The following is a 21,531-nucleotide window of genomic DNA, read 5'->3' as shown; positions in this document are numbered from 1 at the left end:
GAGAATATCTCCGTGGCGTTTTTGTGCAATAAAAATGCGGCTGACAAAAGCCAACCGCAATAAATCTTATTCTTCTTCCTCTTCGTCCTCATCGAAATCTTCTTCATCGATGCCCATTGGACGAGGCATATCATCTGTCATAGGCTCATCTGCTCTTCTGAAATATGAGTCGAAATCAAAACGTCCCATGCAGATACGCTCCCAGTATGGTTTACCCGGCTCAAGCACCATAACATTATGCTCATGAACTTCGATAACATCATAGATCTTGCCGTATGAATCCTTTACCTGATCGCCCTTTACAACATTGGTCATTATATTCACCTTCCTTGTCATATCTTGAATTATACCACATTATAAGAGCCTTGTCAATCGGCTTGGAAAATTTTTTGCCCTAAATACTTACCTTCTTCACAGCCGACCACTTGCCGTACACTTTGGTCTTGCCAATTGTCTTATAATCTCTTGCCTTGACGTAATATGTCTTTTTGCTTTTAAGACCTTTTATTGTGCCTTTGTTCTTTGAGTTTCCGCTGAGCCACAAGGACTTGCTGTTCTTAAAGCCGCTGTTGTCGGCATATGACACTTGATAGCCTGAATTTGAGCTGTGCTTTGCAAGAGTTACCGCTATCTTCTTTCCGCTCTTGTCGCCCTTGGCAGAAATGCTCTGTCCCTGTGGGTTTATCTTGAAAGTCTTTGTTATCTTACCTGTGTAGCTTCCCTTCCCTGTGACAGTCACCTTAGCAGTGCCTATGCCCTTGTTTGCGGAGTAACTTACAGTATAGTCCATGTCCTTTTTGAGGGTGACATTTCCGTCCTTTACAGTGACAGCAGGCTTCAGCGCCTTACCTGTCCACACCTGATCTGACACCTTGACAGACGCCTTCCCGACAGATCTTTTCGTTGCTGATCTTACCTTTATCTCGGCGGAATATCCACCGTATACCCTCTTGCCTGACACAGTTTCATAACAGCGTACTTTGTAATAATAATCTGTGTTCGCCTTGAAAAATCCATCTGCAAACTTTCCTTTTGCAGTCGTCCCCACGGCAGAATATTTTCCCTTTGCGCCTGTTTTCCTGTATATCTCATAACCGCATTTGTTAGTTGATCTGCCAGAAAAGCTGATCTGTATATCCGTATTATTCACAGAATTAACAGACAATCCTGATACTTTCGGCAGGATGATAGAAGAATCAGCGCTCTTTGACACTGCCGCAGACTTTGAGCCGTTCACAGCGTTGTCTTTCAGCGAAGCCTTGCTGTGAGAGCTTACGCTTATGCCGCTTTTTCCTGAGCCACTTATGCTGTTTGAATTTACACTCACAGAACTGCTGTAATTTGACACGCAAATGCCGTTCTGCTTGCTGTTTGATATCTTATTTGAGCTTAGAGCCACACTGCCGCAGTGATCTGTAACAAGCACGCCATGCTTGCCTGCGCCAGAAACAGTGTTTGAAGCCGCCTTGCCAGAAGCGTTCTTGCTGAACACGATACCATGCCCCACGGCATTTTTAACTTTGTTGCCTGAGCACTCGCCCTTTGATCCGTTATAAATAAGAATGCCCGTGTCCCCCGCCTTTGAAATGCTGTTGGACTTTATCACAGCGGAAGAATTTGCAGCCACTGCTATACCATGCTTTTTCGCTGAATTTACGCTGTTTGAGCTTGCAATATTGTTCTCAGAGCCGTTGTAGATATTTATTCCGTTCATTCCAACGTTCTCTATGGTATTGTTCTCAAGGGTATTCCCTGAGCTGTCAGTAACGGAAGCACCGTTTCTGGCTGAGCCTGAAATATAGTTATCTGTTATCTTTATATTGTCGCACTCGTTGAGAGTAAGACCATTTTTATCCTTGTAATTAACACCGTCCTGCTTTGTAACGAGAATATTTGATTCGATACTGCAATTCTCAGCGTCATTAAGTGCGATAGTGGTTCCGTTGCTCTCGATTCGATTTTCAAGGATCTTTACTCCTGCCACTCTGAAATTATAGTCAGGGATAACACCATTGTCCTTGACCTCATACCCTGTCAGGCGTATGCCGCTTGTAATGCCATATTTGTCATCACCGCTTACAGAGATAGTGTTAGATGAAATAACAGAGTTTGCGTCGTCCTCAAAGCCGTCAACTGCTTCCTCCATAGACTTTACCACAGGGGGATTGAAATTGTTGTTAGGCAGGCTGGACATTGCCTTGAACTCTATACCGCTTGCGCAGTTTGTGATAGTGTTATTCGTTATGGTACAATTCTTATAATTGTACATTATCATTGCCACATCGTCGAGGTTCTCAAAAACGTTGCCCTCAATAAGGATATCTGTATAATAGATACCCAGAGTGGCGGAATGAGAACCAAGACCTCTGCAAACGCCTGAGAAAAGATTATTCTTTATGACCACATTTTCGCATGATGTATCATCAAAAGGCGCATAGCCTGCAAAAACTCTGCTGTTGTTCATGCAATCAAGCTGAATGGCTTCTTTTTTCCTGTAGCCTGTATATCCTGTAAAAGTACAGCCCTCTATGGTGACGTCAGCCGCACCGCCTATCTCCATATGATGACCATTCTCGTTATTTTTGACGTGCATATCTTTCAGAAGAATATTTCTGCAATGTGCAAATCTGATATTTGAAAAATCTGCGGTATTTGGCCACTGGTCTGTGTTTCCGTTCCAAAGCCCGCCCTCAACGATAACATTTTTAACGCCGTCATAGCCGCCGACACCATTATTATCGCACCTGAGCATAGGTCCATAGGAAATGCACCTTTTTATCTCAACGCCCTCTTCACAGTATATCCAAGTACCGCTGTATACCACAAGTGCAGAAGAAATAAGATACGTTCCCTTTGGTATCACGACCTTTGTGAAAATGCCCTGTCCTGAATTTTCCTGTGCAGCGTCAAGTGCCTGCTGTATCTGCTTTTCGGTCATAGCGTTTCCTGTGTTGTCTGCACCGAAGTCATTAACCACGTTATAAGTGACGATTTCCATGCCGTCTGTATCAAAATACGCACCTGTCACAGCCGTATCTGCCGCTTCTGCCACCGATGTTATAGCCGTAGAGAAGCCCTCGGGAATCGCTGTGATAACGAGCAAGAGCGTTGTCAAAAGTGCCGCTATCCGTCTGAAAACGTTTTTTTCACTGATAATTCTGTTGCCTTTAATGTTCATTCTGCTGTGTTCTCCTTAAAGTTCGGCTATATTTTTCTTGCCGCTGACAATTATTCGTACAAATAGTATTATAAATCATTTATAAGTATATGTCAACAAATGCTAAACTTTTCGTGAACACTGCACAAATTTGGCTGTGTATTTTTGGCACAAAAAAAGCTCCCCTGACGTATAAACGTCAAGAGAGCCTTTAAAGCAAAATATTTTACTGCACTTCCACTTTTTCGCCCATGATAGACCTGATAGCGTGAACACGGCACACCTCTGCACACTTTCCGCAGTTTGTACACTTGTCATAGTCGATAACAGCGTGGTTGTTCTGCACTGTAACGGCACCTGACGGACAGTTTTTCTCGCACAGCTTACAGCCTATACAGCCGTTAGGACAAACAGACCTTGTCACTCTGCCCACATCTCTTGATGAGCAGCAGATATCCACAGCCTGAGAGATCCTTCTCACTGCGATAAGACCATTTGGACAGGCTTTTGCGCAAAGCCCACAGCCCATGCACTTTGCTTTGTCGATAACGGCAATGCCGTCAACGATAGATATTGCCCCCTGAGAGCAGACCTTGATACAATCGCCGTAGCCTAAACAGCCGCTTGTGCAAAGCTTGCTTCCGTCATAAAATCTGTTGCACGCCGCACAGCTCTGAATGCCGTCAAAATCGTATTTATGCGGTGTATGAGAGCAATCTCCCGAACAGCGCACGAAAGCCACCTGTGGCTCCGCTGCAGTCACTTCAACGCCCATTATCTCGGCTATCTTCTTTGCAGCAGCCTCGCCTCCAGGACGGCAAAGGTTACATTCCGCACCCTTGTTCACGATAGCGTCGGCATAGTCTGCACAGCCTGAAAAGCCACAAGCACCACAGTTTGCCTGCGGAAGAGCTTCTGCGATAGCATCAACACGCTCATCCACCTCAACGGCAAAAACTTTTGAAGCCACCGTCAGCAGGACGCCTGCCAATATGCCCAAAGCGGCAAATATAGCCAAAGGGATCAAATATTCCATATCATTCTCCTCTTTCAGAATTTCAGTTTTTGTTGTGTTTCATTATATTATTATCCATAAAATCAAGGGTCATCTTAATGCGGTTTTTGATATTAACGTCCGCTGTTCCCGAATCGTGATCGACCGCCGTTATGATGCTGTCTGGGTAGAGCTTTTTTATACGCTTTATTATGCCTCTTGCACAGGTGTGGCTCACAAGGCAGCCAAACGGCAACAGCATCACAACACCTTTGCAGCCGTTCTTCAACGCTGAACACATTTCTGCACCGATAAGCCAGCCGTCCCCCATTGTTTCGCCAAGGCAGCCAAAGTTTTCACCGTAGCTTTTCAAGGATCTATAGTCTTCCATAGGCTCGAAACCGTTTTGTACAAGTGCAGAATTCATTTTGCACCAAAGCGTTTTCATATAGGCAATAAGGACTTTTGCTCCCACACCTGCCAAGGTTTTTCTTCCGTAAATGTTATCATCATTTGTACAGGAATCGGCAAGGTACATTATGTATGGAACAAAACCGCTCATATATATCTGACAACCGAGATCACGGAGGTATTTCTCCGTTTCGCCGTTGCCGAGAGCACAGAATTTTATGTAAAGCTCCCCTGTTACGGCGACCTTTTTGACCAATCTGCTTTTATCACAATTTATTGTAGCAAAGCTTTCGCATATCTTGCGGAATATGACGCACATTGAGATCGGATCGGCTGCTTTGCCATGTTCAAAGAGCCGTGACAGCCTGCTGTTCCATAGGCGGACTTTATCAAGCGTTTCACCCTTTTTTAGTTCATATGGTGAAAGCTCATTATAAAGATACAAAAGCAAGTCACTGTAATAGATCGCTGCACAAGCCGTCAGCACCATTTTAGGCGTTATGGAAAATCCGCTGTGTTTCTCAACACCGCTGACATTAAGTGACACCACAGGAACATTTTGCAGACCGGCTTTCAAAAGAGCTTTTCGCAGCAGCATAATGTAATTGCACGCTCTGCACCCTCCTCCTGTTTGAGGCAGCAGCAAGGCTGTTTTTGCGGTGTCATATTTGCCGCTTTTCAATGCACATATGAACTGTCCTATTATGAGGTTGCAGGGAAAGCAGACATCATTATTTGAATATTCCCAGCCTGCGTTTATCATTTGTGACCGACTGTATTCGTTCACCCCGATAACGTCGCACTTATATCCGCCGCTAAGAAATGCATATTTAAGCAGCGGAAAGTGGAAGTCAAGCATTGATGGTATCAATATAGTGTGGGTCTTTTTCATCGGCTTTGTAAATTCAACCCTTGATCGTTTCATATCGATAAATTATTATCAGATTATTCCCGAAAAGCCCATAAAGCTTAGCGAAACGATAGACGCCGCAATGAGCGTTGCAGGCACGCCCTTGAAAGTTTCAGGAAAATCGCAGTTTTCTATCCTTGCTCTTACTCCGCTGAAAAGCAAGAGGGCAAGAGTAAACGCAAGTCCTGTTCCAAGTGCGTTTGTAAGGGACTGAAGAAAATTATAGCCGTTGTCTATGTTTCCGATAGTAACACCCAGCACCGCACAGTTGGTTGTGATAAGAGGCAGATAAACGCCCAGTGCCTTATAGAGAGGCGGCATCATCTTTTTCATGACTATCTCAACAAGCTGAACGAACATTGCTATAACAAGTATGAATGCCACTGTTTTTAGATACTCTATACCGAAATGCTCAAGCAGTCTGTATACAGGATACGTGATAGCTGTTGCACAAATCATAACGAATATTACCGCTGCACCCATTCCCACAGATGATTTCATCTGCTTTGATACGCCAAGGAAAGGACATATTCCCATGAACTGAGAAAGCACAACGTTATTTACGAACACACAGCCGATAAGTATAAGTATGTAGCTCATTTTTATGCCTCCTCACTCTCTGTTCTGCACTGACCCTTGCACAAAGCCGCATTTGGGCAGCCTGAGCAGGAAATCTCCTTTGGCGGCTTCTTGTTCGCTATCTTGTTCACAAGTGCGATAAGACAGCCAAGCACGAAAAATCCGCCTGCCGGCATGATGAACACTGTCATAGGATCGTCGCACAGGAAAGGTATCTTGAAGCCGAACCATGAGCCTGTTCCAAGTATCTCTCTTATAGATCCCATTGTGAAAAGTGAGAGAGTAAAGCCAAGACCCATTCCAAGTCCGTCAAGTATGGACGGGAATATCTTGTTCTTGCTGGCAAAAGCCTCCGCTCTGCCAAGGATAATACAGTTTACCGTGATAAGGGACAGGAATACGCCTAATGCACTGTAAAGCTCAGGTATATAGCCTTTCATAAGAAACTCGATAAGAGTAACGAAGCCTGCGATTATTACGATAAAACAAGGCAGTCTTACAGCCTTTGGGATAACGTTTTTCAAAAGGGATATAACAAAGTTTGAGCAGACAAGCACGAACGTTGTGGCAAGTCCCATGCCGATACCGTTTTTCGCCATTGTTGTGACCGCAAGCGTCGGACACATACCAAGAAGCGTAACAAGAGTCGGGTTTTGCTTTATGATACCCTTTGTAAATTCATACAGATTAGAATTTTTCTCAGCCATTGAGTATCTCCTCCTTATGCTCGTCAAAAAGCTTCACAGCCTTTTTGCACGCAGATTTCATTCCCTTTGAAGAATAGGTGGCAGCGGTAACATTGTCGATAGAATTTTCATCAGTGTCAACACCAAAGCCCTTTAGCTTTAAAAGAAAACTATCGTCCTGCACCTTTGTGCCAAGACCCGGAGTTTCGCCTATAGAGAGAAATTCTATCCCCTCGACAGTTCCCTCGCTGTTTATACCAATAAGCAGATGAAGTCCACCCTTTGAATAGCCGTCCTCAGTTATCTCGATAACGCATCTGCCGTTATCCTTGTCTGTGATAATGGAGTTCACGCCCTCTGTGTCGAACGTAACAGGCGTCTTGCTGTCACCCTCGCCGTCAAGCATTATCTCATAATCGCCCTTGCCGAATATCTCCTCACAGCCCTTTTTCATATCGTCTGTAAGAACACCTGTATTGTCAACATATGTGGCATTATAGGCAAGCACCAAAAGTCCGCTGACAACTATACATATTATAGTCAGCACCAATGGAGGCATTATTTTATCTTTCATTCAGACTTCGCCTCCTTCTTCTTTGATATAGCCCCTAAAGGCTTTGTTTTTGTTATCATGTGGATATATGGTGTAAGTATATTCATAAGCAGTATGGAGAATGAAACGCCCTCAGGATAAGAGCCGAAGAAACGAATCACACAAGTGATGATACCACAGCCGATACCGAATATCACCTTGCCTGTTTTTGTAACAGGAGTTGTAACATAGTCAGTTGCCATGAAGAATGCACCGAGCATTACGCCGCCTGCAAGTATCTGATAGATGCCGTCCTCGCCGCAAAGATATGAGAACACGAAAACTGTGCCGATAAATGCAAGAGGTGTATGTACTGAGATTATCTTCATCATTATAAGGTATATGCCGCCAATGAGCAAAGCCGCCGCAGACACCTCGCCAAGACAGCCGCCTACTTTTCCAAGGAAAAGATCGAGATAATCGGCAGGGGCGGAATGTGCCGCCGCAAGAGGTGTTGCACCTGTTACGATATTGTCAGGGTCATAGAAAGGCACTACCCAATGGGTCATGTTGCCTGTGAAAGCAAGCATAAGAACTATTCTTCCCACGATAGCAGGGTTGGCAAAATTCTGTCCCAGACCGCCGAAAAGCTGCTTTACTATAACGATAGCAACGAATGTGCCGATAGCAGCCTGCCAATAAGGCATTGTCACAGGGAGATTGAACGCCAAAAGCATACCGGTCACAAGTGCCGAAACGTCCTTTGTGGAATCAGGCCTTTTCATTATAAGATTGCAAAGCCTTTCCCATATGAGTGCCGTTATCATGCAGAAGCCTGTGAGCATAAGTGCACGTCCGCCGAAAACATAGGCAGACATTGCAAGTGCAGGGCAAAGCGCCACAAGCACATGGGTCATCACCTTAGAGGTAGAAATATTATCCCTTATCTGAGGCGAAGGGCTGACAAGCATTTTTTCCATATTTTCTTACCTCCTTATGTTCTTATGAAAGCTTTTGCAAGCTGATTTTTCTCTGCAAGATCTCTCTTTGCAGGACAGACGTATGAACACGAACCGCAGTTCATGCAAAGACCCACCTTGAGCTTCATAAGAGCTTCCTTATCACGCCTGTCATAAGCCTTTTCAAGCTCTGTAGGCATAAGATTGAGAGGACAAGCAGAGATACATCTTCCGCACTTTATGCAGTTTGTCTGTGCGCACCTGTCCTCGATGCCCTTTTTCTTATCAGCCTTTTCACCAAATGCAAGAATGGCGTTTGTGGTCTTTGTCACAGGGGTGTCAAGCTCATAAAGGCACATTCCCATCATAGGACCGCCAAAAAGGGCTTTTCTAACCTTTTCTTTATCGCAGTCACCGAATTTCAGTATATCCTCCGCAGAAGTTCCTATAGGTACTTTCACATTGCATGGAGTAGATACCACGTCACCGTCAACAGTTATACGCTTTGATATGAGTGGCATACCTGTTTTGGAATACTCGCCGATAAAGCCTGCTGTGGTAACGTTCATTACGATAACGCCCTGATCTGACGGAAGCTGACCCTCGCCAACTACACGTCCCGTGGCATTGAATATTATCACCTTTTCTGCACCCTGAGGATAGCATGACTTCAGCACCTTTACTTCGATACTTTCATCATCAGCCGACTTTTCACGCATAAGCTTTATAGCCTGTGGCTTATTGTCCTCGATACCGATAACGACCTTTTTAAGCCCCAGCATATCACGCACGAGCTTTATTCCGCACATAACATCGTCAGCGTTCTCCATCATCTCACGGTAGTCGCTTGTTATATAAGGCTCACATTCGGCGGCGTTTATAACAAGGGTATCAACCTTGTATTTGTTCTCGTCAAAGTTGAGCTTTATGTGCGTCGGGAAGCCTGCGCCGCCCATTCCGCAGCAGCCTGACTGCCTTACGGCTTCGCAAAGGCTCGCTTTGTCTGTTATAACAGGCGGCTTTACGTCAGGTGATACCTCCTGCTCTCCGTCGGTGTCGATCTCCACCATTTTGCACACCTTTCCGCCTGCTGTGAGCAGTTCGGATATCGCCGCCACTGTGCCTGACACAGACGAGTGAACAGGACATGACATAAAAGCGTTGCTTTCGCCTATGACCTGTCCCACAAGCACTCTGTCACCCTTGGCAACTGTCGGCTCGCAAGGTGCTCCCATGTGCTGTGACATGGATATCTTCACTCTTGCAGGCAGCGGCATGGCGATAGTTTCGCTGTTTTCCGTCCCCTTTTTGTGGGAAAGAAAAATGCTGTTGAGTTTCATAAATTTCCCCCTTATCATACTTTATGACTATTCAAACCTGAATTTATCATCACTTATACTTATCCTGCTCTTTATACTGTCAGAGCAATAAACTACGCCATTTTCATCAATGGCAATAACTTCTATATCTTCATCACTGAGCCACCTGTCAAGCTCACCGCTTCCGCCAATAAAAATGCAGGTAGACAGAAAATCGGTTTCAATGCCGCCCTGCCCTATCACAGTGACTGAAGCAAGGTCTGTTTCGCATGGATAGCCTGTTGTCAGGTCAAAAATATGGCTCCACTTTTTGCCCTGTGCTTCAAAATAACGCTCATATCCACCAGAAGTGGAAACAAATCCGCCGCCGCTTGTGAAGCTAAGGCAGATGTTATCGTCATCAAAAGGATCTGTGACCGCAACCTTGAAATCTGTTTTATCCGGCTTCTGCCCGTAAAGAAGCGTTGACGAGCCAAAGCTCACCACCGCACAATCGGCTTTTTCACTATCCAAAAGCTTTTTCACTTCGTCAAGGGCAAAGCCCTTTCCGTCACATCCCACGTCTATCTGTGTGCCGTTTTCAAGGACACATTCGCTCCCCGAAAGCTTTATATTCTCATATCCCACAGCGGAAAGAGCAGTCTGTATCTCACTTTGCTCAGGCACTCTCGGCTCATCGCCAGTAACGTTCCAAAGTTCCGTCACTGCCCCTGCGGAAATATCCGCTCCGCCGTATTTTTTTGTAAGCTCTATGCTCTTTTCTATAAGCTGTGCAGTTTCCTCAGAAAGCTCAAGCCTGCCGCTCTCATTGAGCCGTGATATCTCCGAGCCTTCCTCATAAGGCGAATAAAGCTTTTCCAAAGCCTTTATCCTGTCCTTCACCTTCTCTGCCTCACCTCCGTAAACAGCGGCTGTGCAGGGACAGTCCATGGCGAAAAATGTCGCCTCGTCAGGCTTTTTATCTAAGTGCATCAACACCGCTCCGCACACCATAAGAGCCGCCGCACACGCTACCGATACAAACAGCCGCCTTTCAGGCTTTTTCATTTTTATACCTCACTTGAAATTAGTTGAAAAGTGTGTTATAATATCCGAAGTATGATAACATCGGTATCAAAATTTTTATGTGCAAGCGAGCAAAATGTGTTCGCACTCTTTGATAAACGCCCTCAGTTCGGGATTTTTCCCCACTGAAACCTCGAGCCTGTTCACCTTTTTTCCTGCCATACCAAGGATCCTGTCAAGGTCTTCAGGCTGAGCGGAAAGATATTTTACACAGCGTTCCATAGTTTCCTCAGTGTCAAGCTCAAAAAGCTTGTGGGAGTTGTGAGGATTTTCAGAGTAAAGCTTTCTCAAAAGCATATAGGTGCATATTTTCACCGCCATGTCCGTCTGAGTTTCAAGACCCTTTATGCCGCTGTCTTTTATAAGCTCCCTCAGCAGCTCGCTTCCCTCGTCCGGACAGCCTAACGCAGAGTTTTTTTCTCTGACCTTGACTAAACCGAACACATCTTCATAGGAAGCACCGTAAAGCTTTATAAGAGCAATGATGATATTGACGTTCTGCTTTTTGCCGTGTTCAACGGCTGATATGCAAGACTGGCTGGTGCCGACTGCTCTGGCCGCACGGCTTTGTGTATAGCCGCTTTCTATCCTCGCGGCGGTAAGCTTCTCACCTATCCTGAGAGTCAGCTCATCTTTGCTGTCATTGCTCATGTAATATCTCCCATATATAAAATCATATTGGCTTTTCAACCATTATTCTATTATACTATAAATTTATGTATTTGTAAATATAAAATCTATAAAATGACGTATTTAAGTGAAAAAAATTTGTGCAGGTTTTAAAGCACTTATCATAAAAGAAAAAGAAAGCAGGTATTTTAAATATGAAAGGCTACAGAATAGCATTTATCCGTCACGGAATGACGCAGGCAAATCTTGACGGACGTTATATCGGTACTACCGACTTGCCGCTGTGCAGAGAGGGTGCTGACCAGCTTTATGAAAAGATAGAAAAGTATGATTACCCTTCGGTGCAGAAGGTCTACACCTCGCCTTTAAAAAGGTGCAAACAGACTATATCTATACTCCAGCCTAACAGGCTTGTGGCTGAGATGCCCGAGCTTCGTGAAATGGACTTCGGCAAGTTTGAGAACAAGACCGCTGATGAGCTTATGAACGACCCTGATTATGAGCAGTTCATAAAAGGAGGACTTGACAATCCTCCGCCGGACGGCGAATCAACAAGAGATGTCATAAACCGCTGTTATGAAGCTCTGAACATCATCATTTCCGATATGATGTACGAGGGTCTTACAAATGTTGCGGTATGCACCCACGGAGGTCTTATAATGAATATGCTGGCAGGCTTCGGCGTGCCGAAAAGAAAGCCTATGGACTACGCCTGTGATTTCGGCGAGGGCTTTGAAGTCATGGTGACAGCTTCCATGTGGCAGCGTTCAAACGCTTTCGAGGTAATAGGAACATATCCACCAAAATATGAGGAAATGCCTGATTACACTGTTGAGGATTATTATACCGAATAAGAGGATAAGTAAACAGTAAAAACAGAAACGAGGGGGGAAAAGACTTGACAAACAAAGAGATAAAACTGTCGGCAAGAAAAAATATAAGCCAGAACATGGGAAACTGCGTATCGCTCACGGCATTTTTGTTTGCGGTGTTTGTATTTCTTGGTCTGTGCGAGCTTGCCCTTTTTATGCTTTTCAAACGCATCGGCTGGGAGTACTTTTTCTCATGGCAGGGAATAAAAGATCATGTTTCCGTAAGGCTATTCTGGTTTCTTGACCTCATTGTCATTATACCTTTTGCATCTTTTGAAATGTGGACTGTCCGCAGATTTTTTGTTGATATTGCAAGAGCAGACAGCTATGTGGGATCGAGGCAGTATATAAACTCACATTCTTATGTATATTATTCCCACACCATGTTTTCTTCCATTATAATTAATTCACTGAAATTATTTTCCGCAGTACCTTTCGCTATCTCAACCTACAGCGTGTATTATTGGGGCTGGGTATGCAAGCTCAGTGAGCTTACCTCCGCAGGTCTTCTTTGTTTCATGTTCTCACTCGGTCTGTCTGTTGTGTTTTTCGGACTTATGGTGCATTACTGGATATCCCTTGCCCTTGCGCCATATATAATGACTCTAAACCCACGCACCAACATTTTTGACGCCTGCGATCTTTCTGTAAGGCTCATGGACGGTCAGCACGGCAGATATATCTCGTTCCTGCTGAGCTTTGTTATGTATATCCCCGCACTTCTGTTAGTATATCCTGTTTTTATCATCTATCCATATTTCAGACTAAGCTATATAGTGTTTTTGCAGGATATAATGGGAAGCTACTGGCAGGACAAAATGCCGTCAATGATAAAGCGCTGGAGGAAATACAGCAAATGACTGTGACAATAACAAAAGAAGAAAATGAAAAAGCCCTTGAATGTGTACTGCGTTCAAGGGGCTTTTCAAAAAGGCTCATAACAAGGCTCAAACGCACTGAAAACGGCATGACAAGAAAGGGCGTCCTTATCCGCACTGTTGACCTTGTATATGAAAATGACATCATCATGATAAACGAGGGTGACGGTGAATCTCTTGACCCTAATCCTGACCTGAAAGCTGATATCCTCTATGAGGACAGCGAGGTGGTAGTGTTCTCAAAGCCGCCTTTTATGCCCTGCCACCCGTCAATAAAGCATCGTGACGATACGCTGGGAAATCTTTTTGCCGCACTTTATCCAAGCCTCGCTTTTAGGCCTGTCAACCGCCTTGACCGCAACACGAGCGGCTGTGTGCTTGTGGCAAAAAGTCAGCGAAGCGCCGCAATGCTCCAAAAAAGCTTTGAAAAGACCTATGTTGGAATAATAAAAGACCTGCCCCACTGCGGTGGGCGTATCTGTGCGCCTATCGCAAGGGAGCAGGAAACTATAATAAAACGCTGTGTGAGGGCTGACGGACAATATTCCGCAACGGATTATCTTGTACGCAAAAGGCTGGGAGATCTTTCTCTTGTGGACTTCTTTCTTGAAACCGGCAGAACGCACCAAATAAGAGTACACTCGGCTTTTATGGGCTATCCTCTCCTGGGTGATGACCTTTATGGCGAGGCAAGCCCTCTTATAAGCCGTCAGGCTCTCCACTGCGAGAAAATGACTTTTCAAAGCCCCGAAAACGGCAGGATAGTGACTGTTACCGCACCGCTTCCCGAGGATATGCTCTGTCTTATGACACCCGACAGGTGATATCCGTTTCAAGCTCCACCGAGCCTAGCACTTCATCAAGGCGGTCGGCATACTTTAGATAGCTTTGCGGATATTTGTGACGGAAAAGCCGCCACACATCAAAAATATCCGTCCTGTTCTCATACAGGGCTTTGTTCCACACCCCTGTGATGTTTTCTTCAAGGCGCTGTTTCACAAGTGCCGCCACCTGGTCTGAGCTTTTCTCGTCACGGATATCAAGAGAAGTGTGTGCAAGAACAGAGAGCTTCAATCTGCATACGAGCCTGCCGTTCTCGTTATCAAGCTTCAGGCTGTGGCTGTCAGAGGTTATCCTAACGTCCATGGGGCTTCCATTATATTCGATAATATCAGAATACTGCTCTGCCTTTCCCGTGAGCCACAGACAGCCTGATGCGTCAGCGTGGGAAAGATAGCTCTCAAGCACCGTACCTTTTCGTATAAGGGCGGTCTTTTTTATTTCCAAAAGCGGCTCCTGCTGTTCCGCTGACTTTTCCTCATGGCTCTCCGCAAAATCTCCCAGCGGTTGTTTGATAGAGATAACTGGCATAGCGATATACTGCGGTGATCTTATGCAGGAAAGCAGATCAATAAGGCGGCACTCCACCGTTATGCCGTTTTTCACACCCATTTTTATGACCTGTGTGAAGTTTTCTGAGGACATCGTTCCCCTTGTTAGCTGAACGTTCATAAGCTCCTCTGCGGTATTTTCCGCCAAGCAAAGCTCCACTCCAAGAAAAACATTTTTGTCCTTTATAGCAAAAGAGAACAGCTCCTCCGGAGAGGAAAGATCTATATTTTTATTAAAGCATATTATTTGAAGATGGCCAAAAAAGATCTCCCTGCCTAGCTGATACTGACAGCCCTCAATGGCGTCTCGGATACTCCTGCCTTTGCAATTGACAGTCTGTATATTGGACTGGCTCACATCAAGAGGAGTGTCAGAACCCATGCTCTGGGTCTTAAAGACCTGCAATGACACATTGTATTCCCCGTTTTCATAGTCAACGCCCATGGCGTGGCAAAGAACACGCTCCTCGATATCCACCTGCCTGCCGAAAGAAGAAGACAACAGCGTCACTGCTGCGATAAAAAGCACAACAGCTACCTGTATCTTACGCTTTTTCATCAGATCTCGCCCCCTTTTTCACAAATGTCAGGCATAGAAGCGGTATTACGCCTCCGAGAAATATGAGTGGGATAGGGCTGAGCCCTGCGTATGCGATGCTCTCCCACTTGTGAGGCAAAAGCCAGAAAAGCGTTGCCACCGCAGGAATCGCCGCTGTTATTATCACGCCCGATCCAGAACCGAGCTTAGGAAAAACATATCTCAGGCATCTGCCTGAACAATGGAAATATACTCCCAGCTTATATACCGAGAGCATTACCCACACGCCCATAACAGCGGCGTCATAGCGTTCTATTATGGCAGTGCGTGAAAATGCCGCAAGTGCGAAGAATGGCAGTTTTGCAAGAAGAGTGTAATCTCCAAGTATCATTGTGATAAAGCCTAAGACTATTTCAACAAGGGCAAGCCTTGTGAGCAGAAAATACACAGACGTTTTTGCTGCATTGCCCTTTGTTGAGGGTAAAAGAAAAACTATCACTGCAAGATAAGAGCTTCTTGCAAGCTCGCTGACAGCAGAATGAAAAATGCCTTTTCCAACGTTTCTTTCCGCAAGGTGAAAATCAACGAATGTGAAATCTTCAAGAGAGCTTATAACAAGGATAGATGTCACAAAGAGAAAAAGTACAAAAAGCACTGTCCCCGTTTTTCCTATGACCCCAAGGCCTGACATTGCAACATATATCCCGCAGGCGGCAACGCTGAGAACTATCATGAGCCGTGGAATATAATCAGAAAAATAATAATCCATATAATATGTGAAGGTGCCGATAACATAAAATGACACTGTAAGAAAATATGCAAGATACATTGTACAAACTCCCCTGCCTGCCCACTTTGAACGGCTCACCACAAGGGTGCATGGGTCATCATTAGGAAAGCGCTTGTGGAAAGCCGCCATACCGCATATCATAACTATCTGAAAAACTGTAGACAGCACTGTTCCAAGCATAAGCTCCAAAGCGTTTGCGGTGCTTTCAGGGAGAAATGTCATCATTGAAAAGGCTCTTGTACAAATAAGCATTGCAAAAAACTGCATTGGCGTAAGCTTTTTCATTGGCTTCCCCCCTTTTCGTCAAGCTTGTATTCTTTAATGGTGCTGTGAGTTTTCTCATATGACCGAAAGCTCCGCCTTGAAATAACGTCCTTTATACCTTTTGAGAAAAATGGCGTAACAGGCGCGGTGTAAGATACTGCAAGGTCGTCCATGGAGTTTATATTTATCATCAAAAGCACAGTGCAAAGTGCAATGCCATAAAGCCCCGAGCCACCGCCCACCAGGATATACACTAACCTTAATATAGCCGTCTGCTGATAAAGGCTCGGTATAACGAACGATGATGTTGTGGTTATCCCCACCACTATAAGCAGAGGGGCGGACACAAGTCCGCTTTTTACGGCAGCGTCGCCTATGATAAGACCGCCCACTATAGAAACAGTGCTTCCCACAGGCTTTGGAAGCCGCAAGCCTGCTTCTTTCATTATCTCAAATAGAAGCATTAGCACAAGCACCTCCACTGTCAACGGATAAGGCGTTGACTCCTCTGAAACTGCAAGATTCAGAAGAAGCTTCAATGTGAAGACCTCAGGGTGAAAGCTCGCCAGTGCAACATACAGACCCGGAAACGCCACCGCTAGAAAGAACGCAATATATTTCAGCCACCGCATAAAGGTGACGTAAAAAGGCTTTTCCGTAAAATCGTCCATGGTCTGAAAATTTTCCGCAAAAAGCGATGGGCAGATAAGCACAAATGGCGTGCCGTCCACAAAAACACATATCCTGCCCTGATTTAGCCTTGTGCATATCATATCAGGTCTTTCGGAATAAGCCATTTGTGAAAACACTGACGAACCGAAGCCTTCGTCGATAAAAGGTTCGATATATCCGCTTGTGAGAACAGTGTCGAGCTTTATGCCTTTGAGCTGTTTTCTCAGCCTGTCCACAGCGTCTGAGCTTGCCCGGTCGCTCATGTAGACCATGCACACGTCGGTGGAAGAACGCTTTCCTATCTGCATCATCTCAAACCGCAGCGATGGTGTTTTCATTCGTCGGCGCACAAGAGAAATATTAGTTCTTATTGTTTCCGTAAAAGAATCCTGTGCGCACATTATAGTCTGCTCGCTTGCAGGCTCAGAAACTGACCGCTTGTCGTAACCCTGGATACCGTAAACAACAGCCTTTGAAAGCCCCTCCACAAATATGACCGCAAAGCCCGAAAACAAAAACTGTATGACGTCACCATAATTAAAGACCGTTTTTCTCTCGGCGGCAAGCAGGCTTTCTTTTGTCAGGAAGTCGAATACCTGCTCTGCATTGCCCTTTGACTTTTGTGCAGAAAGCTCCATTATAGGTCTGAAAATAAGCTCTGACATTGCGCTCGTTGAGATCATTCCCTCTATGGATACCACCGCACAGCTTACGGAGCATATCTTCACATTCATTATGTTAAGATCCATTGAATTGCCTGTTATGGTGCGAAGGGAAGTCATGGCGGCGTCAATGGTCTTATCTATCTCAGCGTTTTTATAGTTTCTGAAATCGGGTGTATTCATTTTGTTTCTCCTACATGAAATTTTGTTGTATTTATTATCTGCGGCTGTTATCAGAATATTCTGCATTAAAGCTGCAAAAAATAGCTTTGACCATATTGGAGGAAAACAAAATGCTTATAGTTTTTTTCAGAGCCGTTATACTTTATATACTCATTGTCATAAGCATACGACTTATGGGCAAAAGGCAGATAGGCGAATTACAGCCCTCGGAGCTTGTTATAACGCTTCTGCTTTCAAACATCGCCACCCTGCCTATCGAGGATATGACTATACCGATGTCAATGGGCATAGTGCCTATATTCACGCTGGTGTGCCTTGACGTTATACTCTCTCACTGCTCGCTTAAATTCAGAGGGCTTAGAAAGCTCATATGCGGCTCTCCGAAAATAGTCGTGTCCCGTGGGATCATAGATCAAAAACAGCTCAAAGACCTGCGTTTTTCTGCAGACGATCTTTTGGAGTCCCTAAGAAGCATGGGTATATTCGATATAAACGAAGTACAGCTTGCGGTGGTGGAAACAACAGGCAAGATATCTGTCTATCAGAAAGCACAGTTTAGACCTGTGAACAATGGCGGAATGGGCATAAAAGGATCTCAGACCGACCCTCCACAGCTCGTTGTCGACAATGGAAGGATAATATACTCCGCCCTTGGTCTTATTGGCAAGGACGAAAAGTGGCTCATGAAAAAGCTAGGAGAAAAGGGTATGCCACTGAAAGATGTTTACATCTGCACCGCTGACCCCTCAGGGCAGATAGTTGCCATAAGAAAAGACAAGGGCAAGAAAAAAGTATAAAGGAGCAAGCTCAATGAAAAGATTGACCGCCTGCATTATTATCCTCACTGTCATAGCCGCCATGTCAGTGTTCTCCGTATTTGCGGTAAAAAAAGAAAACGATAAATTCATAAGCCTTGTGAACGCCGCTGAAAACAGCTACAGAAATGATGACAGCGACACAGCCCAACGGCTCGAAGAACTCGAAAATGCCTGGAATAAATATTATGTAAGAATATCATATATAGCACAATCCTGCACACTTGATGATATCTCCTATGCAGTGGCAAAGCTCCCAGCCCTATTGGAAAAGGGCTCTGAGGAATTATTGTCAGAGTGCGAGAGCATACGCTCATGGACAGAGAAGATATACCACACTCAGTATCCCCATTTATATTCGGTTTTTTAATGTAGAAAAATTGTGTCTAAAACGTTATCAAAGTGTATGATTTTTTCTTGCGTTATTGTACAAATCTACAAAAATCATACAGAACAAGGCGGTTTCAATGAGTTTTTCTTGACTTTTCTTTCTGCTAATATTATACTTAGAATGTATGAATAGGATAAAAAATTTTATCCTGTTTAGAAAAGAAGTATCAATGGAGGTATGAAATGAACACTATCAAGTTTTGTGCTAAGTGCGGAGCACCAATAGGTCCAGAAGAAAAATTCTGTGGCAGCTGTGGTGCGTCCGTCGCCGAAATGGAAGCCGAAGCAGGCATTTCCACACAGCAGGCAGCACCTGCTCAGGCACCCGTTCAGCAGGCTCAGCCTGTACAGCAGCAGGCTCCTCAGTATGACCAGCAGTATGCACAACCAGCAAACAACTACGCTCAGGCAGCAGCTCCTGCGGCTGCAAAGCCAAATCCTTTTGCTAAGCTTGGCGAATGGGTAAAGGGTCACAAGAAGATAACACTTATCGCCGCTGCAGCTCTTATCGTTGTTATCGTTGCGATCATCATTCTGTGCAACATTCTTAAATATCAGGTGATCGACGCAAAGGATCTTTTCAAGTTTGAATTTAAGGGCATTGACGGCTGTGGCTATGTTGAGGCAGAACTTAACTGCTATGACAAGAGCTACTATTCAATGGCAGACGCTACAAGCGCTCTCGGCGACCTTGCTGACGAGACAGATCTTGACCTTGGCGACCTTGATGATCTTTCCGACTATGCAAGCTCATCTGACAAGTCATCAAAGGTAAGCAAGTATTTTGCACTTGACAAGAAAACTCTTACAAAAGCATTTAACAAAGCTGATGATTTTACAGAAGCTAAGAAGATGAGAAATGCCCTTCTCAAAACAAATAGCGATGGTGAGTATAAGCTGAAGATCACTTTTGATAAGAAAGCAAACAAGAATCTTAAAAACGGTGACAAGGTAAAATGCACCGTAAAGTACAACGAGGATTCTCTCAAGGACAAGAACATAAAGCTAAAGAACACTGAATTTGAGGTAACTGTAAAGGATCTTAAAAATGGTGAGGAGATCGACTTCTTCAAGGGCGTTGAGGTCAAGTTCTCAGGCTTTGACGGCAACGGCTCTGCTGACGTTTCATATGACTCAGCATATCCATTTATCTACTATGATTATGACTACAAGTCAGATCTGAAAAACGGCGACAAGTACACTGTTACAGCTAACATAGACGTTTATGGCGCAGAAGAAAGCGGTGACATGACTTGGTTTGAATATGACGACAAGTATTATACATACAAGACAGCCGACGTTAAGGACGGCAAGGTAACAAAGGATTTCACTGTTGAGGGTCTTGAAAAAACTCAGGAGATCGACCCGTTCGAGGGACTTGAATTTGAATGCTCAGGCGGTGTTCCATTTGTTAAGCCTTACTCAGTAAAGGACGAGTCTATCCCTGCTGCTCTTAAGGACAATGTTTCTTATTCAGTATCATGCGATGATTATATTGGCATCGGCGGCACATTCAAGGTAACTTGCAGCCCTTATTCCTCACTTGCAAGAAATGGTATCACACTTTCCGGCAAAACTGAAACAAACGATTGGGGCGACACTGTTTATGTTAAGGAAATAACAGTTGACGAAACATTCCCTGCATATGTAACAGCTGACAACGGTAAGGCTGCTATGGACAGCTATCAGTCATATCTCGACGACAAGATCGAAGATATGAGAAAGGATATAAAGGGTCATTACGCTCCATATCCTGCTGACTTTGACGGCAAGGTAACATCTATCGAGTCTTTTGATTACGTTGACACTTATGTTGCGTTCACAAACAAGAAGAATTATGATTCTTGGGAGAACACAAATGCACTCTACAATCTTTACAAGATAACTGTAAAGACAGATAAGGAGAAAAAGGCAGTTTCATTCTATGCTTCGATCTACTGCTCAAATATCGTTGCAACAGGTGAAACATTTACTGAAGAGCCTTACTTCTCAACATCTTACTACAACAAAGAAGCAGATTTCAAGAAAAAGGTAATTGAAGCCGAGGGGTACACAACAACTAAGGCTGGTGCGGCTTCAAAGCCTGCAACTGACGATTCTTCATCGGCTGCAGCAAGCGAAGCAACAACTACGACCACAACAACAGCAAAGACCGATTCTTCTGTAGCAGAAACAACTACATCTGCAAAGGATAAGGCAACAACTACAACTCTCGTTCCATAAGAGTTAAATAGTGAGAAACACGCCGCGGAAATTTTTCCGCGGCGTGTTTTTATGTCCTGACAACTCTTGAAAACCTTGTCAAAATGTGATATAATATTTGTTACGATAATAAAAAAGCAGCTCCGAAGAGCCGGAGCTGCTTTATGAAACGATCGTTATTTAAGGCACTGTGAACCATTTTCAAAAAGCACTTTGTTGAGCTTTGCCACATCATAGCCTTTATTTATTGCGTCAATGAGTATGCAATCACGGGTGTTTTTAGGATAAAGCTGAGCTTCACCCGCAAGGGTCAGAAGTCGCTGAACGGTATCAACATCAAGCTTCATAGCAAGTGCGATAGCGATTATCTTATCCTTGCTTGGAAGTCTTGCTCCTGCAAATATCTGATATCCATATATTTGATTTAGCTGGGATATTCTTATGACCTCTATCTTTGTCATCTTTTTCTTTTTTACAAGCTCACAAAGATAACGTGCAAAATCCTGTCTGTCAAGAGAATCCTTATTGTTGCTTAGAAAACTGTTGATATCATCGCTTCCATTTAGCTCCTCCATAAGCTGTGTTGTTTTTTTCATGTCACCAGTTCCTTCCTATAATAATTTATTTTTTAC

General features: G+C 44.4%; 21 protein-coding genes. 6 read left to right on the top strand and 15 right to left on the bottom strand.

The genetic code is table 11. The features are described from left to right. Positions 1–66: 66 nt before the first annotated feature. The 11 genes from OCV57_RS04450 to OCV57_RS04400 form a co-directional block, all read right to left on the bottom strand. Positions 67–315, bottom strand: coding sequence for a hypothetical protein (locus OCV57_RS04450; protein ID WP_022288495.1), 249 nt, complete (start codon positions 313–315; stop codon positions 67–69). Positions 316–394: 79 nt separating this feature from the next. After that, on the bottom strand, positions 395–3,178 hold the full coding sequence (locus tag OCV57_RS04445) for a right-handed parallel beta-helix repeat-containing protein (protein WP_267300580.1): 2,784 nt from the start codon (positions 3,176–3,178) through the stop codon (positions 395–397). A 205-nt stretch (positions 3,179–3,383) separates the two neighbouring features. Next, entirely contained in the window at positions 3,384–4,193 is an 810-nt protein-coding gene (locus OCV57_RS04440) for an RnfABCDGE type electron transport complex subunit B (protein ID WP_022288497.1), read from the bottom strand. A 22-nt stretch (positions 4,194–4,215) separates the two neighbouring features. After that, positions 4,216–5,487, bottom strand: coding sequence for a 2-hydroxyacyl-CoA dehydratase (locus OCV57_RS04435; protein WP_138339326.1), 1,272 nt, complete (start codon positions 5,485–5,487; stop codon positions 4,216–4,218). Between the two features lie 15 nt (positions 5,488–5,502). Then, positions 5,503–6,072, bottom strand: coding sequence for an electron transport complex protein RnfA (locus OCV57_RS04430; RefSeq protein WP_022288499.1), 570 nt, complete (start codon positions 6,070–6,072; stop codon positions 5,503–5,505). 2 nt (positions 6,073–6,074) lie between these two features. Next, positions 6,075–6,758, bottom strand: a complete 684-nt coding sequence (gene rsxE, locus OCV57_RS04425) for an electron transport complex subunit RsxE (RefSeq protein WP_022288500.1) — start codon at positions 6,756–6,758, stop codon at positions 6,075–6,077. Further along, a complete protein-coding gene (locus tag OCV57_RS04420; RefSeq protein WP_267300578.1) occupies positions 6,751–7,311 on the bottom strand; it encodes an RnfABCDGE type electron transport complex subunit G in 561 nt (186 codons plus the stop codon). The genes rsxE and OCV57_RS04420 overlap by 8 nt, the downstream gene beginning before the upstream one ends. Further along, positions 7,308–8,249 (bottom strand): RnfABCDGE type electron transport complex subunit D, encoded by a 942-nt coding sequence (locus OCV57_RS04415; protein WP_267300577.1) that lies wholly within the window; start codon positions 8,247–8,249, stop codon positions 7,308–7,310. The genes OCV57_RS04420 and OCV57_RS04415 overlap by 4 nt, the downstream gene beginning before the upstream one ends. A gap of 14 nt (positions 8,250–8,263) precedes the next feature. Then, on the bottom strand, positions 8,264–9,568 hold the full coding sequence (gene rsxC / locus OCV57_RS04410; protein WP_117891283.1) for an electron transport complex subunit RsxC: 1,305 nt from the start codon (positions 9,566–9,568) through the stop codon (positions 8,264–8,266). Positions 9,569–9,595: 27 nt separating this feature from the next. Beyond that, entirely contained in the window at positions 9,596–10,594 is a 999-nt protein-coding gene (locus OCV57_RS04405; protein ID WP_267300576.1) for an FAD:protein FMN transferase, read from the bottom strand. A gap of 75 nt (positions 10,595–10,669) precedes the next feature. Then, positions 10,670–11,263 (bottom strand): helix-turn-helix transcriptional regulator, encoded by a 594-nt coding sequence (locus OCV57_RS04400; protein ID WP_117927711.1) that lies wholly within the window; start codon positions 11,261–11,263, stop codon positions 10,670–10,672. Positions 11,264–11,436: 173 nt separating this feature from the next. Between OCV57_RS04400 and OCV57_RS04395 the strand changes: the two genes are divergently transcribed. The 3 genes from OCV57_RS04395 to OCV57_RS04385 are packed head-to-tail and all read left to right on the top strand — an operon-like array spanning position 11,437 to position 13,816. After that, positions 11,437–12,096, top strand: a complete 660-nt coding sequence (locus OCV57_RS04395) for a histidine phosphatase family protein (RefSeq protein WP_267300575.1) — start codon at positions 11,437–11,439, stop codon at positions 12,094–12,096. 44 nt (positions 12,097–12,140) lie between these two features. Further along, on the top strand, positions 12,141–12,974 hold the full coding sequence (locus tag OCV57_RS04390; protein ID WP_117923377.1) for a DUF975 family protein: 834 nt from the start codon (positions 12,141–12,143) through the stop codon (positions 12,972–12,974). Further along, complete coding sequence (locus OCV57_RS04385) at positions 12,971–13,816, top strand: RluA family pseudouridine synthase (RefSeq protein ID WP_242989477.1); 846 nt, start codon at positions 12,971–12,973, stop codon at positions 13,814–13,816. The genes OCV57_RS04390 and OCV57_RS04385 overlap by 4 nt, the downstream gene beginning before the upstream one ends. Here OCV57_RS04385 and OCV57_RS04380 read toward each other — a convergent pair. From OCV57_RS04380 to OCV57_RS04370, 3 genes are read right to left on the bottom strand one after another with little or no spacing between them, the layout of a single operon-like run. After that, on the bottom strand, positions 13,797–14,942 hold the full coding sequence (locus OCV57_RS04380; RefSeq protein ID WP_267300574.1) for a Ger(x)C family spore germination protein: 1,146 nt from the start codon (positions 14,940–14,942) through the stop codon (positions 13,797–13,799). The two genes, OCV57_RS04385 and OCV57_RS04380, sit on opposite strands and share 20 nt — an antisense overlap. Continuing rightward, positions 14,929–15,996: a spore germination protein gene (locus OCV57_RS04375; RefSeq protein WP_267300573.1), complete on the bottom strand. Its 1,068-nt coding sequence runs from the start codon at positions 15,994–15,996 to the stop codon at positions 14,929–14,931. The genes OCV57_RS04380 and OCV57_RS04375 overlap by 14 nt, the downstream gene beginning before the upstream one ends. Continuing rightward, positions 15,993–17,492 (bottom strand): spore germination protein, encoded by a 1,500-nt coding sequence (locus tag OCV57_RS04370; RefSeq protein WP_267300572.1) that lies wholly within the window; start codon positions 17,490–17,492, stop codon positions 15,993–15,995. The genes OCV57_RS04375 and OCV57_RS04370 overlap by 4 nt, the downstream gene beginning before the upstream one ends. A gap of 110 nt (positions 17,493–17,602) precedes the next feature. Between OCV57_RS04370 and OCV57_RS04365 the strand changes: the two genes are divergently transcribed. The 3 genes from OCV57_RS04365 (at position 17,603) to OCV57_RS04355 (ending at position 20,920) form a co-directional block, all read left to right on the top strand. Next, positions 17,603–18,289, top strand: coding sequence for a DUF421 domain-containing protein (locus OCV57_RS04365; protein WP_038670770.1), 687 nt, complete (start codon positions 17,603–17,605; stop codon positions 18,287–18,289). 13 nt (positions 18,290–18,302) lie between these two features. Then, positions 18,303–18,677, top strand: coding sequence for a DUF4363 family protein (locus tag OCV57_RS04360; RefSeq protein ID WP_267300571.1), 375 nt, complete (start codon positions 18,303–18,305; stop codon positions 18,675–18,677). Between the two features lie 203 nt (positions 18,678–18,880). Continuing rightward, positions 18,881–20,920 carry a zinc ribbon domain-containing protein gene (locus OCV57_RS04355; protein ID WP_267300570.1) on the top strand — a complete coding sequence of 680 codons (2,040 nt, stop codon included), beginning with the start codon at positions 18,881–18,883 and terminating at the stop codon, positions 20,918–20,920. 155 nt (positions 20,921–21,075) lie between these two features. On the opposite strand, the gene OCV57_RS04350 is transcribed toward OCV57_RS04355, so the two are convergent. Continuing rightward, a complete protein-coding gene (locus tag OCV57_RS04350) occupies positions 21,076–21,495 on the bottom strand; it encodes a hypothetical protein (protein ID WP_022288517.1) in 420 nt (139 codons plus the stop codon). Between the last annotated feature and the right edge of the window lie 36 nt (positions 21,496–21,531).

It is taken from the genome of Hominimerdicola aceti, from assembly GCF_025567495.1.
Taxonomy (GTDB): domain Bacteria; phylum Bacillota; class Clostridia; order Oscillospirales; family Ruminococcaceae; genus Hominimerdicola; species Hominimerdicola aceti.
This window is presented reverse-complemented; position numbering and strand designations above follow the sequence as displayed.

Excerpts from the sequence above, each read along its gene's own strand:
- OCV57_RS04450 (WP_022288495.1), bottom strand. The coding sequence starts at position 315 with ATGACCAATGTTGTAAAGGGCGATCAGGTAAAGGATTCATACGGCAAG.
- OCV57_RS04445 (WP_267300580.1), bottom strand. The coding sequence starts at position 3,178 with ATGAACATTAAAGGCAACAGAATTATCAGTGAAAAAAACGTTTTCAGA.
- OCV57_RS04440 (WP_022288497.1), bottom strand. The coding sequence starts at position 4,193 with ATGGAATATTTGATCCCTTTGGCTATATTTGCCGCTTTGGGCATATTG.
- OCV57_RS04435 (WP_138339326.1), bottom strand. The coding sequence starts at position 5,487 with ATGAAACGATCAAGGGTTGAATTTACAAAGCCGATGAAAAAGACCCAC.
- OCV57_RS04430 (WP_022288499.1), bottom strand. The coding sequence starts at position 6,072 with ATGAGCTACATACTTATACTTATCGGCTGTGTGTTCGTAAATAACGTT.
- rsxE (WP_022288500.1), bottom strand. The coding sequence starts at position 6,758 with ATGGCTGAGAAAAATTCTAATCTGTATGAATTTACAAAGGGTATCATA.
- OCV57_RS04420 (WP_267300578.1), bottom strand. The coding sequence starts at position 7,311 with ATGAAAGATAAAATAATGCCTCCATTGGTGCTGACTATAATATGTATA.
- OCV57_RS04415 (WP_267300577.1), bottom strand. The coding sequence starts at position 8,249 with ATGGAAAAAATGCTTGTCAGCCCTTCGCCTCAGATAAGGGATAATATT.
- rsxC (WP_117891283.1), bottom strand. The coding sequence starts at position 9,568 with ATGAAACTCAACAGCATTTTTCTTTCCCACAAAAAGGGGACGGAAAAC.
- OCV57_RS04405 (WP_267300576.1), bottom strand. The coding sequence starts at position 10,594 with ATGAAAAAGCCTGAAAGGCGGCTGTTTGTATCGGTAGCGTGTGCGGCG.
- OCV57_RS04400 (WP_117927711.1), bottom strand. The coding sequence starts at position 11,263 with ATGAGCAATGACAGCAAAGATGAGCTGACTCTCAGGATAGGTGAGAAG.
- OCV57_RS04395 (WP_267300575.1), top strand. The coding sequence starts at position 11,437 with ATGAAAGGCTACAGAATAGCATTTATCCGTCACGGAATGACGCAGGCA.
- OCV57_RS04385 (WP_242989477.1), top strand. The coding sequence starts at position 12,971 with ATGACTGTGACAATAACAAAAGAAGAAAATGAAAAAGCCCTTGAATGT.
- OCV57_RS04380 (WP_267300574.1), bottom strand. The coding sequence starts at position 14,942 with ATGAAAAAGCGTAAGATACAGGTAGCTGTTGTGCTTTTTATCGCAGCA.
- OCV57_RS04375 (WP_267300573.1), bottom strand. The coding sequence starts at position 15,996 with ATGAAAAAGCTTACGCCAATGCAGTTTTTTGCAATGCTTATTTGTACA.
- OCV57_RS04370 (WP_267300572.1), bottom strand. The coding sequence starts at position 17,492 with ATGAATACACCCGATTTCAGAAACTATAAAAACGCTGAGATAGATAAG.
- OCV57_RS04365 (WP_038670770.1), top strand. The coding sequence starts at position 17,603 with ATGCTTATAGTTTTTTTCAGAGCCGTTATACTTTATATACTCATTGTC.
- OCV57_RS04360 (WP_267300571.1), top strand. The coding sequence starts at position 18,303 with ATGAAAAGATTGACCGCCTGCATTATTATCCTCACTGTCATAGCCGCC.
- OCV57_RS04355 (WP_267300570.1), top strand. The coding sequence starts at position 18,881 with ATGAACACTATCAAGTTTTGTGCTAAGTGCGGAGCACCAATAGGTCCA.
- OCV57_RS04350 (WP_022288517.1), bottom strand. The coding sequence starts at position 21,495 with ATGAAAAAAACAACACAGCTTATGGAGGAGCTAAATGGAAGCGATGAT.